General features: G+C 42.8%; 13 protein-coding genes. 9 read left to right on the forward strand and 4 right to left on the reverse strand.

Annotated elements, in window-relative coordinates; translation table 11 throughout:
• Nucleotides 1–5 precede the first annotated feature (5 nt).
• Nucleotides 6–341, reverse strand: a complete 336-nt coding sequence (locus tag ACE1OE_RS10435) for an Hpt domain-containing protein (protein WP_449210973.1) — start codon at nucleotides 339–341, stop codon at nucleotides 6–8.
• Nucleotides 342–653: 312 nt separating this feature from the next.
• Between ACE1OE_RS10435 and ACE1OE_RS10440 the strand changes: the two genes are divergently transcribed.
• Complete coding sequence (locus ACE1OE_RS10440) at nucleotides 654–1538, forward strand: sigma-70 family RNA polymerase sigma factor (RefSeq protein ID WP_372059982.1); 885 nt, start codon at nucleotides 654–656, stop codon at nucleotides 1536–1538.
• A gap of 194 nt (nucleotides 1539–1732) precedes the next feature.
• Here ACE1OE_RS10440 and ACE1OE_RS10445 read toward each other — a convergent pair whose 3' ends face one another.
• Together ACE1OE_RS10445 and ACE1OE_RS10450 are read right to left on the reverse strand one after the other, a co-directional pair.
• Entirely contained in the window at nucleotides 1733–2083 is a 351-nt protein-coding gene (locus ACE1OE_RS10445; protein ID WP_449210974.1) for a hypothetical protein, read from the reverse strand.
• Between the two features lie 132 nt (nucleotides 2084–2215).
• On the reverse strand, nucleotides 2216–2575 hold the full coding sequence (locus ACE1OE_RS10450; RefSeq protein ID WP_449210975.1) for a hypothetical protein: 360 nt from the start codon (nucleotides 2573–2575) through the stop codon (nucleotides 2216–2218).
• A 283-nt stretch (nucleotides 2576–2858) separates the two neighbouring features.
• On the opposite strand from ACE1OE_RS10450, the gene ACE1OE_RS10455 reads away from it, so the two are divergent.
• The 4 genes from ACE1OE_RS10455 (at nucleotide 2859) to ACE1OE_RS10470 (ending at nucleotide 8670) form a co-directional block, all read left to right on the forward strand.
• Entirely contained in the window at nucleotides 2859–4832 is a 1974-nt protein-coding gene (locus ACE1OE_RS10455; RefSeq protein ID WP_449210976.1) for an EAL domain-containing protein, read from the forward strand.
• 1 nt (nucleotide 4833) lies between these two features.
• Nucleotides 4834–6291, forward strand: coding sequence for a hypothetical protein (locus ACE1OE_RS10460; RefSeq protein ID WP_449210977.1), 1458 nt, complete (start codon nucleotides 4834–4836; stop codon nucleotides 6289–6291).
• 137 nt (nucleotides 6292–6428) lie between these two features.
• Nucleotides 6429–6968, forward strand: a complete 540-nt coding sequence (locus tag ACE1OE_RS10465) for a heme NO-binding domain-containing protein (RefSeq protein ID WP_449210978.1) — start codon at nucleotides 6429–6431, stop codon at nucleotides 6966–6968.
• Nucleotides 6969–6975: 7 nt separating this feature from the next.
• Nucleotides 6976–8670: an ATP-binding protein gene (locus ACE1OE_RS10470; RefSeq protein ID WP_449210979.1), complete on the forward strand. Its 1695-nt coding sequence runs from the start codon at nucleotides 6976–6978 to the stop codon at nucleotides 8668–8670.
• Here the strand turns inward: ACE1OE_RS10470 and pabB are convergent.
• Nucleotides 8665–10149, reverse strand: coding sequence for an aminodeoxychorismate synthase component I (gene pabB / locus ACE1OE_RS10475; RefSeq protein WP_449210980.1), 1485 nt, complete (start codon nucleotides 10147–10149; stop codon nucleotides 8665–8667). The two genes, ACE1OE_RS10470 and pabB, sit on opposite strands and share 6 nt — an antisense overlap.
• Nucleotides 10150–10340: 191 nt before the next feature.
• Here pabB and ACE1OE_RS10480 point away from each other — a divergent pair, with 191 nt between their 5' ends.
• From ACE1OE_RS10480 to ACE1OE_RS10495, 4 genes are all read left to right on the forward strand, one after another.
• Nucleotides 10341–11861, forward strand: a complete 1521-nt coding sequence (locus tag ACE1OE_RS10480) for a fumarate hydratase (RefSeq protein ID WP_449210981.1) — start codon at nucleotides 10341–10343, stop codon at nucleotides 11859–11861.
• Nucleotides 11862–11956: 95 nt separating this feature from the next.
• Nucleotides 11957–12142 carry a hypothetical protein gene (locus tag ACE1OE_RS10485; protein WP_102471558.1) on the forward strand — a complete coding sequence of 62 codons (186 nt, stop codon included), beginning with the start codon at nucleotides 11957–11959 and terminating at the stop codon, nucleotides 12140–12142.
• Between the two features lie 118 nt (nucleotides 12143–12260).
• Nucleotides 12261–13634, forward strand: a complete 1374-nt coding sequence (locus ACE1OE_RS10490; protein WP_449210982.1) for a YcjX family protein — start codon at nucleotides 12261–12263, stop codon at nucleotides 13632–13634.
• Nucleotides 13631–14653, forward strand: a complete 1023-nt coding sequence (locus ACE1OE_RS10495; RefSeq protein WP_449210983.1) for a YcjF family protein — start codon at nucleotides 13631–13633, stop codon at nucleotides 14651–14653. Before ACE1OE_RS10490 ends, ACE1OE_RS10495 begins: the two co-directional genes overlap by 4 nt.
• The last annotated feature ends 15 nt before the right edge of the window (nucleotides 14654–14668 follow it).

Consider the following 14668-nt stretch of genomic DNA (forward strand, 5'->3'; position numbering starts at 1 on the left):
TAATGCTACGCTACCGACGCTAAGTATTCATTGATTTGATTTTTGACGACCTGCATTTCTGCGACCACCAAATTAATATCTTCTACATTTGGAGCTTCATTATTTCGAGTCATACCTTCAATGGCCTCTAGTTTATCTACGGCCTTCGTTTCCCCAAAGCTAGCGAGGATCCCTTTTAGGGAGTGTGCAGTAATGAACAACTCACTCCAGTTTTGTGTCTGATATAGGTTGAGCACCGTCTCAGCCCCATTCTCATGTTCTTCCATAAAGGCCATAAAAACGGCTGCGATGATGTCTTCGTCATTGTCCATATAACTACGCAGTACATCGAAATCAATCATTGTTTAGTCCTTTTATTATTCATCGTTGGCAAGCTTAAAGTGATCATGTTTACTTCTTACTTCATATACTTACAAAATAGTACAGCTGGTGTAAAAATGAAAATAGAAACACCTATCATCTAAACTTCCTAGATTTGGGCTGCAAGAATCTAGTACTTTACGACTAGAAATCAAAAAAAATGAGTCATTCTTTAGCTGTAAACTTTGATGCATAGAATAAACCTGTCTATTCTTATTTGTGCGACATATGTAACAAAAAATCAACAATCGCTTCGTCAGGCTAGTGTTGCGACACAAAATAAGGAACATTGAATGAGCGCAAGGATAGAAACGCCCAATACGACAAGTCAAGGTTCAGACTATAACGAAAAAAATACAGACTTTTACTCAAAGTACATTAAGGATGTCGTTGGGGTTGACTTGCTGACGCCCGAACAAGAGTATCACTATGCAACACTTGCCCGAAGAGGTGAGAAAGCCGCGAGAGATGTATTGATCGAATCCAACCTTCGACTTGTTGTGAAAATCGCTAGAGGTTACACAAAGAGAGGGCTAAGCAATCACACTATTCTCGATCTTATCGAGGAGGGGAATCTTGGCTTGATGAAAGCGGTTGATAAGTTTGAGCCAGAAAAAGGCTTTCGTTTTAGTACTTATGCGGTGTGGTGGATTAGAGAAAGTATCGAATCGTCCTTAATGAATACAGGTCGTACGGTTCGGCTGCCGGTACATGTGATTAAAGAAATTAATCGCCTTTCCAAACAAACAAAGAAAATGAGTGCTGACTTAAAACGCTCTCCGTCAGTCAAAGAAATTGCGGATAAGGCAGATAAATCACAGGCTCATGTTAGCGAGTTGATTCACATGAGCGGCTTTATTGAATCAAGTTCGTCGGTCGATATTATCGACAAAGCGTATTTGTCGTTAGATAACTGTCGTTCAGAGGCTATCCCAGAGCCGTATGAGGTCTGCCATGATGAAAAGTTATTGCGTAATCTAGAGCTCGTTATTCTCTCACTACCTGACAAGTATAAAGATATTGTCATTCATCGCTTTGGCTTGTTTGGGAAAGAGGTTTTAACATTAGATGCGCTTGGTGAAAAATATGGTCTATCAAAAGAGCGGGTCAGACAGCTACAACAAGAAGGGGTATCAAAATTGCAGAATAAGCTTAAATTTGACGGATGGATTAACTGAGCCACTTCTTTTAGTGGGCATGTTGGCTGCTATGGGTGGTGAGGCCTTGGTTAGGAAGGTGGTAAGGCATTGGTGAGCATTATCTAACATACTTGGCCTTATTGTGAAATTTGCTAGCCCAACGATAAAGGACATACGCTGTAGCAAGCATTTCGACAATAAGAGCAAGTGTGTGAGAGCATAACCACGCTAGATTAGTGCATCGCACATCGATTTTTGGATTGATCGAGAAGCATAACAAGGCGCTCTTTACTTGCAGACTCGAGTTGGGTTGTTAAAATCCGTTCAAACGCAGCTTGGTATACCCGGTTTTTAAGCACAACTAAAATTGTTGCTTCCAACTTATTCAAACGCAGTTTCGCTGTCTTGATCTCTTCTTCAGAAGTCGCTGTCACTACAGGCTGATATGCCGTGTCATACCAGGCGGACAACATCTCCCTCACTTCAATTTCTTCTACAGGTACGTCACCATGATTCAGTTCCAAATCGCTTGACGGTAGTTGACTGTAGCGCGTGTCCAATTTGTTTTTTACAAATTTATACATAAAAATCATTCGCTTGAAACAAGTGAACTAAACTTAGCACCTTGTCCTAGGATTATCTATTGATAATATTGATAATATTGTCGAATCTCACAAAAGAAACAAATTTACGACGCTACGTATCTGGTTGCGATATTAAGGTTTATATTCTGGCGATACGTGTTTGTCGAGTAGGTAATCAAGATACTTACGTGCAAGTGACTCTCTATGCCATTGCGAAATTATTCGTTTCATGGCACAAAAATAGGCCTTGAACCTGATTAATGTTTTTAATGTACGAGTTAACCGTTCAAAGTTTTTTTTGTTTTCAAGGAAAGAACAGTTAACGGGTATGGCGCGCTCAAGTGGCTGAAGTCCTGCTTCATACCAACAAGTAATAATATCTCTAATCTCGATTTCTTCTTCAGGAACGTCATTACTGTTAAGCCGCTTAAATGCTGGCGGCACGGTAATGTAGCTCTCATCATAAATATTAAACACATAGAAGTAGCTCATAACATCATCTCGTTGTGTTGGAACGACAATAAACTAGGAAGTTATCGGTAGCATTCAAGATAAATGAGTCACTAGTAATAGAAATACCATTAAAAATGAACAAATGTCACATTTGTTTAGGCTGTGTTCATTGTAACCAGTGTGGAGGAGATAAGTGATGCGGCGTAGTAGCGTATTATCGGCAAACTAACTTGATTTCGACACTATATTTCCTAGTTTGGTAGATAAGTTCGCTGTGGTGTTTATGCAACTCGTCAATTAACGTCGCTATAGAGAAAAAGTCATGGTATCGAGTACAAACGATAGACAAAAGTTATTTTGGTCTGAAGGGCTACCGGACATAACCAAAGTCGTGTCAACGGGGGCATTTTGGCAAAACATCTTATCGCTTGAATTGAGCGCTGAACAGGTTCAACCGCCTTCATTGGAGACTATCAATCAACTGCTGAGTTTAATTCGCGATGTTGAATTGGGCGGTGTACCCGCGGCCTTATCTGTTCCTTTGCAAACCACGGCAAGAGAGATGCTCATCGTTAAATTTGAGGTTTATCTGATCGTTGACGAGCAAGTTAAAGGGTGCGTGACCTTGATGTCACGTACGGACGGCTACATCAGCGTGCTCACGTTAATAGAACAGTTGTTAGATGAACGAATGGGTGGGGTGATGATTACCAATCAAGACCACGAAGTTATCTTTGTTAACCATACCTTGTGCCAACAGCATAACGTTTCAGCGATAACAGCGTTAGGTCAAAACATCACAAACATCAGTTTATTCCACCAAAATAATGCCCATCTCGAGGTATTCAAACAAACGATTCGCAGTTGTCGTAAATGGCAAGGCGCGATGGCAACACGTTCAAAAGAAAGTAAAACCATGATCGAGATAGTGAATGTTAGAAAAATCCAATTGGCGCATTCTCAGCATGTTTATATTTATTCGTTTACTGCCGATACTGATGCTCAACCAACGCCACTCTTCTCTAGTTGTGACTTAGCGATCACAGAGCAAGTACTTGATGAAACCTCTTTCCGAATTAAAGCTCAAGCACTGTCTCGCCGCGGCGGTAAATTCATTATTCTTTCATTTCAACCTAACTTTTATTCTGAGCTTGAAGAAACATCGAGAAATAAAGTCTTGCTTGCACTGAGCCATTTCCACGATAAAGAAAGCTTTGGTTATCTCGGAAATAACACGTTTGTTGTGATTATTCGAATTAGAAATACGGATGGAAAAGATTTATCAACGATTAATTTGAGCATTAGGCAGTTTTTTTCAGGGTTGAAAACCTACCTTGATGGCCATCTTGTCAATGATATTTCAGAGGGAAAAGTAGGCGTAGCACTATATGGCCTCAATAATAACAGCGTAGATGAGGTGATATCTCAGTCAGTACAAGCCATGTTCGTCCATGAAGTGGGAAAAAGTAACATAAATTATTACGATGAAGCGCTCGTAAAAGCGAACATCAGAAGGAAGTGTTTGGAGCGTTTACTAATCGAAGCGATCAAAAGCAAAGAGATTGATGTTAATTTTCAGCCTATTGTCGATACTCAAAGTGGGGAAGTCACAAAGCTAGAAGCGCTATGTCGGTTCCGATTTGAAGACGTAAAGTATTCTGTCCAAGAGGTGATTTATATAGCCGAAGAACTCAGAGTAATCTCGGAATTAGATTTGATTGTTGCCAAGCGTGCGATTGAAGAATTTTTGATCATTCAACACTCAAGCTTACAACCCTTGTCGTTATCGTTGAACTGTTCCTTGGTGGAATCAGGGGAGTATTCTGCACACTTATGTGATTTATTTGAATTCATCGACCACTCTTCGATTGACAATGAATTGGTGACGATAGAGATTACTGAGACCGCATATTTTATCAATAACACCCAAAATGCAAACCTAATTAAAACAATCCGATCGGCAGGGGTAAAGGTTGCTGTTGACGACTTTGGCACTGGAAACGCTTCATTTTCTTATTTTAGTGATTTCGACTTTGATGAGTTGAAAATTGACAAAAAATTTATTTCTAATATTGATGAAGTTAAACAAAAATACTTTGCAGTCAATATGTTGCGGCAGTTGTCTCATGACTTGAACATTAAAGTTGTCGCGGAGGGGGTAGAGAAAGAATCGGAACTTGCTGTTTTGAAGGCGATAGGCGTTGACTACATTCAAGGTTACCTTTTTTATCAGCCGATGACGCCAGCGCAAGTAGGGGTGTTAATGGCGCAATCCACCGCGGGAAGTTCAGTATAGTATGGTGACCTTAGAACAGGTAACTTCAAACTCATCGACTTGTATTGGACGACGCAATATCGTGCAATTACCTGGCGGTACGATCGTGTTTAACCAAGATTATTTGTGCGCAGAGGTGAGTGAGTTAAAAGGATTACTACCGCAGCTTGTTTTTTTTGATGGTGTCGGTGGAATATTCAAAGACTTTGGCAATGGAATGTATGGTTTTCTGCCTATTGCCGGTTTCAAAGGCGGATTAAAATTACGATGCGTTGTAGAAAACGTCGTTATTCGTGTGAAGTGTGATCTTAAATTGTGGGGCGATGAGGCTATTCCTCTCGAGTTTGGGCATATAAGTGCTCGAGAACCAAAGGTATCTTACTCATTGCTCAGTGATGGCACGCTGTTCATATCTAAAAATCAAATCGCTGACGCACTAGCAATTAATCCTGCCGTTGATGACCACCTGCGTGTTTTGACCATAGTAAGTACGTCTAGCTGCAGTTATGTCAAACAATGCCAAGATTATGCGCTTCTTGTCCCGAGATTTCCTGGCATCGTCCAATCTCAAGCTGGAACAAAAACAGGTCTACATATTACGTTAACGAACGTGAGCGACAGCACCAGTGTCCAATATACGATATTTGTTGATCCTGTGTTGTTTGCATCGATTGTAACGCGACCTTTACAATTTTCTGCGTCGAAAGATACTTGTGTTTTAACTCAACAGCAGCTTTTAATTGATGCACATAAACAGTTAACCAGCCCAATACTGTTCGTTGAACGGTTATACTCAATTGATCGACATGCGCTGTGTGAACCGTCAGATAATGGCTCATTTGAGGTGGCGTTGGCTCCTTATAAAGGTACGTGCTGTAATATTTTGCTTTATAGCATCTCTGATGCAATAGAAACTATAGCAACAGGCGTTACTATGTTGTCGCCTCAGACTGTTGGTCAGAAAAACATTGAACATGAAGTAATGAAGTGGGCCGCAATCGAATTAAATACACGAGATATTATTGATATAGCTGCCCAGCCTGATATCGCAAAACCGACACTCAAGTGCTCTAATGGCGTCTCAAAAACCAATGACCTGGAAGGCAAGGTTACGCTTACTATCCCCTCAAGTAGCAAAGGGTTAGAGACATTATTTGTGTATCTTGGCGAGGTGTGCAATGAAGCTAGTGCCTTGTCATTTGACCTTATATTCATGCCTAATGTCTCTTATCAAAGTTGTGTTGTAGATAAGTCTGATCATCATTGGCAAGTGTCTCGTCGCGAACTGCAGCAGCTTGTGAGTCAAAGGAGTCGAAAGCGGATCCAGCGTATTGATATTCACTGCCGTCACGCTTTTGTTACGTCGAACGATCTTAAATTCTGCACGTTATGGACCATTAAACCGAGTGAAATAATGAGGTTGAACTTAACCTTGAATTTCGAAGATGGGACGGTCGGCTTTTCGTCGGTTTCCATTTGACATTGAATGCTTGTTTTCATTGTCTTGTTACGATTTCATCTTTAGGACCTAAAATATTGGATTTTATGGATATATTCATCTATTACTTTCTATTAGTAAGATAAGTAATCAAGGACACGTCGACAAGGAGGCGGTTGATGAAAGGGATAATTTTCACTGAGTTTATGGAATTGGTCGAAGAGAAATTTGGCTTGGATGTGCTAGATGAAGTACTCGATATGTCTGGCGATGAAGGCGTTTATACGTCCGTAGGAAGTTATGATCACAAAGACCTAGTTAAATTGATTGTGAATTTGAGTAAGAAAACGAATATTGACCCCTCGACGTTACAACAAGTGTTTGGACAAACCGTATTTAGCGCGTTACTGAAGTCATTACCCGACAGTGCCAGTATTGGACAGAGTGATTCGACGTTTCAATTTATACGGCATGTGGAAAACTATATTCATGTTGAAGTGAAAAAATTGTATGCCGATGCTCAGCCTCCTAAGTTTCATTTTATTAGTGAAACTGAAACCGAGATGGTCTTGGATTACGAAAGTGCACGTTGTATGTCTCACGTCTGTTTAGGATTGATCGAAGGGTGTGCCAATCATTTTGGAGAGCAGTTAGAAGTCAAGATGACACCTCAAACCGATGACAACAGCGTCGTTCGCTTTAATCTAACTCTTGCCTGAGAAGTCTATGCCTAGTGAAGCCGCACTCGAAAGGAAGATCAAACGCGAAAAAGCAGCCCGTCAGGCTGCAGAGAGGTTATTGGAAGAAAAAAGCCTTGAACTCTTTTCTGCAAATCAGAAATTAGAACAAGCGCTTAAACAAGTTGAGATGCGTTCGGAAGCCAGTTTTAAGCGATTAGAACTGCAGCAAAGTGTAGAAAAAATACTGATTCATTTTGGGCGGATGTTTTTGCGTACCAACCTCGATGATGTATTGTTGCTTGATCTTGTCAGGCAGCTTGATGATATGTCAGATAACATTAGTTGCTCTGTTAAACTTCATCCGGATCTTATCCCTTCCCTCAAACAACAAGTTTATGTTTCAGCATCAATGAATAAACAAGAAGAGGGGGATATACATATTACGGCGAGTGTTCCAATTGAAGTGGAACAACAAAGAGTGGGGTCGTTGAACCTTACAATGTTAAGAGACTCCGTTGATGTCGGCTTTGTTCACAGTCAAATGTCCTTGGTGTGTGAGTTGCTGTCGAGTTCGATATCGCGGCAATTGATCACTATTCGGCATATTGAGTCAAAAGAACGAGCGGAAGCTTCTGAACGTTCTACTCGTGAATTTTTAGCCATGATAAACCATGAGTTACGTACCCCACTTAACGGCTTATTGGGCAGTGTAGAACTGTTAGCGGATACCACGTTAACCGATTCGCAAAAAGACTTGCATCAAAATCTGAGCCAATCAGGGTTGATGTTACGCTCAATTATCAATGACTTGCTTGATTTCAGCAAAATAAATGCTGGCATGTTGGAGCTGATTCATTCTGAGTTTAGATGGCAAAATATCAACGCTATGCTGCTGAGTATTTTTGAACATAAAGCGGCAGAAAAACAAATCCATTTTCACACCGAAGCCCAATGCCTTGAAGACAAAGTTATATGTGCCGATCAGGAGCGACTGACTCAGGTTTTCGTCAATCTGTTAGGTAATGCCATTAAGTTTACTGAGCGTGGTCATGTTCGTCTAGAGGTTCAGGAAGAGGAAGGGGCCTACGTATTCTCGATCTCTGATACCGGCATTGGTATTAGTGAAAGCGCACAACTTAAATTATTTCAACCTTTTACTCAAGCTGACCGCTCTAGTTCAAGGAATTATGAAGGGACAGGTCTTGGGCTTGCCATTTGTAAACGATTGGTTGAGTTGATGAACGGAAGTATATCGCTAAGCAGTAAGATTGGCGTGGGCACTGTCTTTAAAGTGACACTGCCGCTTAGTGTCGAATTAGCCTCAAGCCATCAAGAGCGCAAAGTCATACAAGAAGAAATTGCGATCGACTTATCAACAATGAAAGTACTCGTCGTCGACGACATAAAGTTAAATCAGGTAATCATTACCAAAATGCTGAGTAAGCTAGGGATCGACCCTGACATTGCTGTCAATGGTGTGGAAGCGGTAGAGCATGCACGAAAATGTGGTTATGACCTGATTTTTATGGATTGCCGTATGCCAGTGATGGATGGATTTGAAGCCACGAGGACTTTGCGTTCTGAACACTATGCAAAGCCGATTGTCGCCCTGACGGCAGGGACGACTCGAGAAGAACGCCAAACCTGTTTTGACGTGGGCATGGACGACATACTCTCGAAACCCTATACCGCAAAAGATCTGACTAAAACGCTATCTAAATGGCATTCTGATCGCTTATAAAACAGGCAGAATCTTCGCCAGTTTATCAAAGGTTTCTTGATACTCGGCTTCACACTGACTATCAGCAACAATCCCGCCTCCAGCCCAAGCATGAATTTTACCCTGATACGCGGCAAGTGTACGGATGGTAATACTTGTATCCATCACGCCATGAGCACTGATATAACCAATACTGCCGCAATAAATATGTCGGCGATGGGGCTCTAATTCTTCAATGATCTCCATGGCGCGGATTTTAGGTGCGCCAGTAATCGACCCCCCAGGGAAGCTTGCTTTCAAAAGGTCAAGAGCGCTGTATTGTTCATCAAGTTGTGCTGTGATGGTGCTGACAAGATGATGGACAGCTGGAAAGCTCTCAATATCAAACAACTTAGGCACTTTTACACTACCTGGCTTCGCGACGCGCCCAATATCGTTACGTAACAAATCGACAATCATCAAGTTTTCAGCCTGATCTTTGCTGGCATTAGACAGCTCGAGCGCGTTGGCTTCATCTTGCCGCGGGTCTTGGCTTCTTGGCCTTGTTCCTTTAATTGGCTTTGTTTGCACTTGTTTATCATTGGCAAGCAGGAATCGCTCGGGTGAAATACTTAATATGGCGATGTCGTCTAGACGGATAAAGGCACTAAATGGCGCTTTATTTTGCTGGTCTAGTTGTGTGAATGCCTGCCATTCGCTGCCTTCGTAATCAGCTTGCCAGCGCTGGGCGAGATTGATTTGGTAGCAATCTCCTGCCTGTAAGTAGCGTTGCACTGCTGAGAACTTATCGCTGTATTCACTTTTAGTCATATTGGCGTGCCAATTCGACGTTCTCTTAAAGCATGTCGTTATGGGGGCAACTTGAGCTTGCAACCAAGCTAAGTGTTGATGGACATTTTGGCCTACGACAATGGCTTTTTTATCTCGATGGTCGACAATGAGCGCCCAATCATAAATACCGACTGCCATCTCTGGTGCATCGATATCTTGAATGGCTAAGTCGGGGAGGTGTTCAACTCTTCGGCCTAAGTCATACGAAAAATAACCGAGCGCTCCCCCTACAAATGGCCAATGACTATCGCTGTCAACGTGACCGATGTGCTCTAGTATCGCCGTCTCCAATAAAGAAAACGGGTCATTTTTGCTAGTGGTTGTTGTCGTGGAAGTGCTTGCCATCGCGCTAGTCGTTGCCGTTGTGCTAGTCGTTGCCGATGTGCTAATAGCGGCAGCCGCGGTTTGGTTTACCGTTGAAGCCTGGTTTACTGCTGCAGCTTGGTTTGTTACACATTGCGTGATGGTTGTGTTCAGGTTATGAGTGACAAGGGTCGCAACCGGCTTTGTGACAAGAATGTCGAAGCGGCTGTCTTCATGATCCAAGGACGAAGATTTCAATAACATTGACCAAGAATTGCATTCAATGGCAGCAAAGTAGTGGGTAGCGAGATCGTCTTGATAAGGAACGTCAAGGAATTGAATAGGTTGTAATTCTTTAGTATTCATTTGTGTAAATTGTGACAGAAACGTTGTCGCACACATGGCGCATGATGGAAAGCAAGAGTATCATAATTTCACAATAAAAAGTCGGACATTTATCCTTGAATTTAATAGGGTTTAGCTTGGTGTGTTGCTTGCCACGTGCTGCAATAAAACCAGTCCGTCATCCAGGAAGCAATTAAAATAAAGAGGTATTCATGGCGATTATTCGTAAAGAAGACGTAATCAGTAGTGTCGCTGATGCATTGCAGTACATCTCGTACTATCACCCTCTCGATTTTGTTCAAGCCCTAGATAAGGCGTATCAAAAAGAAGAGAGTCAAGCAGCGAAAGACGCGATTGCCCAGATTTTGATTAACTCGCGTATGTCTGCAGAAGGACATCGTCCGATTTGCCAAGATACTGGCATCGTGACGTGTTTCGTTAACATCGGGATGAATGTTCAGTGGGAGTCTGATCTCACGGTTCAGCAAATGGTTGATGAGGGCGTGCGCCAAGCCTACACCAACCCAGATAACCCTTTACGCGCATCAGTATTAAAAGACCCAGCTGGTAAGCGAATTAATACCAAAGACAATACACCGGCCGTCGTTCATATCAATATGGTACCCGGTAACACGGTAGAAATTCAGATTGCTGCTAAAGGTGGTGGCTCTGAGAATAAAACCAAAATGGTCATGCTAAACCCCTCTGATGATATTGCCGAGTGGGTAGAGAAAACGCTGCCGACAATGGGGGCAGGTTGGTGCCCACCGGGTATGCTTGGCATAGGCATTGGTGGTACGGCCGAAAAAGCGGCCGTGTTGGCGAAAGAATCACTAATGGAACATATCGACATTCAGGAACTTATCGACAAAGGCCCTGAAAATGCAGAAGAAGAGCTACGTCTTGATATCTTCAATCGAGTAAACAAGCTTGGTATTGGTGCGCAAGGTCTTGGTGGCCTGACGACCGTCGTTGATGTGAAAATCAAAACGGCACCGACTCACGCAGCGTCAAAACCTGTGTGTTTAATTCCAAACTGTGCGGCAACTCGTCATGTCCACTTTACGCTCGATGGAACTGGTCCTGCAGAGCTGACTCCACCAAAACTGGAAGAGTGGCCAGACATTACTTGGGAAGCTGGCGCTAACACGCGCCGAGTGAACCTAGATGAAGTGACGAAAGAAGACGTACAAGAGTGGAAGACAGGCGAAACGGTTCTACTTTCGGGCAAGATACTCACAGGTCGTGACGCAGCACACAAGCGTATCCAAGGTATGCTGGAGAGTGGTGAAGGCTTACCTGCTGGCGTCGATTTTAAAGGTAAGTTCATTTACTACGTTGGCCCTGTTGATGCCGTTGGCGATGAAGCCGTAGGCCCTGCGGGTCCGACTACCTCGACACGAATGGATAAGTTTACCGATATGATGTTGGATGAAACCGGCATTATGGGCATGATTGGCAAGGCGGAACGTGGCCCTGCGACGGTACAATCAATTAAAGATCACAAAGCAGTGTATCTGATGGCGGTTGGCGGGGCGGCATATTTAGTGGCAAAAGCGATTAAGAAAGCACGTGTTGTCGCGTTCGAAGACCTTGGCATGGAAGCGATTTATGAATTTGAAGTGGAAGATATGCCGGTAACAGTGGCGGTTGACTCGAGAGGTGCCAATGCTCACCAGATCGGACCAGATACTTGGAAAGTGAAAATTGCGGAAGCAGAAAAGGCATCATAGATAAAAAAAAATAAGAGGGGATGTGCAGACATCTTCTCTTTTTTATCTATAATTCAGTCGTATACTGAATAAAAACAATGAAGGAGAGCGCACGAATGCCTCGATTTATACAAATATTACAGATAGCGGTACTGCTCATCGTTGGCTTTTTTGTTGGCTACGATCTTATTTTTCATGGTGTCAGCATCTTTAATGAAAAGTATGTCACCATGGCCTGCGTATTGACCGCACTTCTTGAAATTGCACTCTTTGTTATCTACAAATTGATTGAAGACGATTAAGTTAAATCCTACGCTGTTGTATTCAAACCCCTGAATTTATTCAGGGGTTTTTTGTTCATGTTTCGTTAATCTCGTATAGTACATACTGTCACCTCGTTAATTATTTGGAGTACGTTGAATGAGCAGAATTGGTCAAGAAGTCTCTGACATCCTGCATAGAAGTATGGATTCTCATGTGAGAATTGCGGTCACTGGGTTGTCTCGTGCTGGGAAAACAGCATTCATTACTTCACTAGTCAATCAACTGCTTCATACCTCAACGCATGACAATCTGCCCTTATTAGAATGTGCGAGAGATAATCGGCTTATTGGCGCGAAACGTGTACCACAGTCAAATTTGATGGTGCCGCGATTTGCTTATGATGACGCGTTGGAACAATTGCATTCGACCCCGCCGGATTGGCCGAAACCTACTCGAGATGTCAGTGAAATTCGCTTGGCGTTGAAATACAAACCCGCAAAAGGGGCCAAGAGATTATTAAGCAAAACATCCACACTGTACATTGATGTCATTGACTATCCCGGTGAATGGTTACTGGATTTGCCTTTGTTAGACATGACATTTGAACAGTGGAGTGAGGGGCAGTTCGATAATTTGAAGGGCATTCGTCAAGAATGTGCGGAGACATGGTTGTCGAGCCTAGACGCTTTTGACGTTAATGCTGAAGCGAATGAAAAGCAGATAGCCGCGATATCGCAAGATTTTACGGACTATCTTCTGGAATGCAAAAAACGCGGCCTACACTGGGTGCAACCTGGAAGGTTTGTATTACCCGGAGAGCTACAAGGCGCGCCAGTGTTGCAGTTTTTTCCATGCCGTACCCCCGCTGAAAAATTAACAAAAAATAGCGGTTATGACATGTTGAAACGCCGCTATGAAGAATACCAAAGTAAGGTGGTGAAACAGTTTTATAAGAATTATTTCTCGACCTTTGACCGTCAAATTGTGCTGGTAGATTGCTTACAACCTTTGATGACAGGTAATGAATCATTTCATGATATGAAAGATGCGTTGCAACAAATTATGAAGAGTTTTCGATATGGACAAAGCAATTTGTTGCGTCGTCTATTTTCTTCTCGGATTGACAAGATATTGTTTGCCGCAACTAAGGCGGACCACGTGACGCCAGAGCAACACAATAACTTAGTCAGCTTATTACAACAGTTGGTTCACCCTGCTTGGCAAGATACCGCCTTTGAAAACATCGAAATGAGCTGTATGAGTGTCGCGTCTATTCGAGCGACTCAGGCAGGGTTTGTCGGAAAAAGTGCCGAGAATATGCCCGCATTGCGAGGTACAACATTGGCTGGTGAGTCGATAACCCTTTATCCAGGTGATGTACCGGCAAAGCTACCAAAACCAGAATATTGGCAAGACAATCGATTCGAATTTACGGCATTTCGGCCTCTTGAAAATGAACCGGATGCACCTTGTAGTCACATACGAATTGATAAAGCACTACAGTACTTAATTGGAGATAAACTTCGATGAATGACATAAAAGGGCGAAAAGTATTCGCCGATGAAGAACCTACATTAGAACATTCGCAAGAAGTGAATAGCCAGACCTTATTTGAGCCACAAGAAACCTTTGTCCCTGCGGCGCCGGAACCATCCGATGACTTGGAGGGACAAGAATTAGAACAAGTCGTCAAAGGAAGCAGTAAGAAAGGTTGGCTGGCAAGTTCATTCCTACTTGTGTTTACTGGGCTTGTTGGTTGGCAAGCCGTCGACAATGTCGTGACGGCAATCAATACCGGTGATTGGTTATCACTGGGTTGGTCTGGATTAGTGACCGCCGTCGCTGTGCTAGGAATTGGTGCTTTTGGCAAAGAGTTATACAAACTGAGAAAACTGAAAGACCATTTTTCTGCTCAAGAACAGGCGGAAGCCATTATTGACAATGATGGTGTTGGGCAAGGGCAAGCCTTCTGTCAAAAGTTAGCTAATGAAGCTGGCATTCAACCTGAACACCCTGCTTTTGACCGATGGAAAAACAGTGTTCATAGCGCGCACAGCGATGCTGAAGTGCTGAACATGTATCAATCTATGGTGATTAAAGAGCAAGATAAACAGGCACTCACAACGGTCTCTAGGTTATCAGGAGAAGCGGCGTTGCTGGTGGCGTTGAGTCCATTGGCGATTGCCGATATGCTGTTGATAGCGTGGCGAAACTTCAAAATGATCGATCAACTATCGGAAGTCTACGGGGTCGAGTTGGGTTATTGGTCTCGCTTGAAGTTGTTTAAATTGGTATTGGTGAATATTGCCTTGGCCGGTGCAAGTGAGCTCGCTATAGAATCGAGCGCTGACATTCTGTCATTAAACATCGCAGAGAAACTCTCCGCTAGGGCAGGGCAAGGATTAGGCGTGGGGTTGATCACTGCGCGATTAGGGTTGAAGACAATGATGTTGATGCGGCCTATACCATTCCAAGAACAAGATAAGCCAAGGTTAAGTACGATTAAAACCTCAGTGATGTCGCGTTTGAAAGATAAACTAACGTCATAGTGCAAGTATTCTTAT

The sequence above is a fragment of the Vibrio sp. E150_011 genome (genome assembly GCF_053544015.1).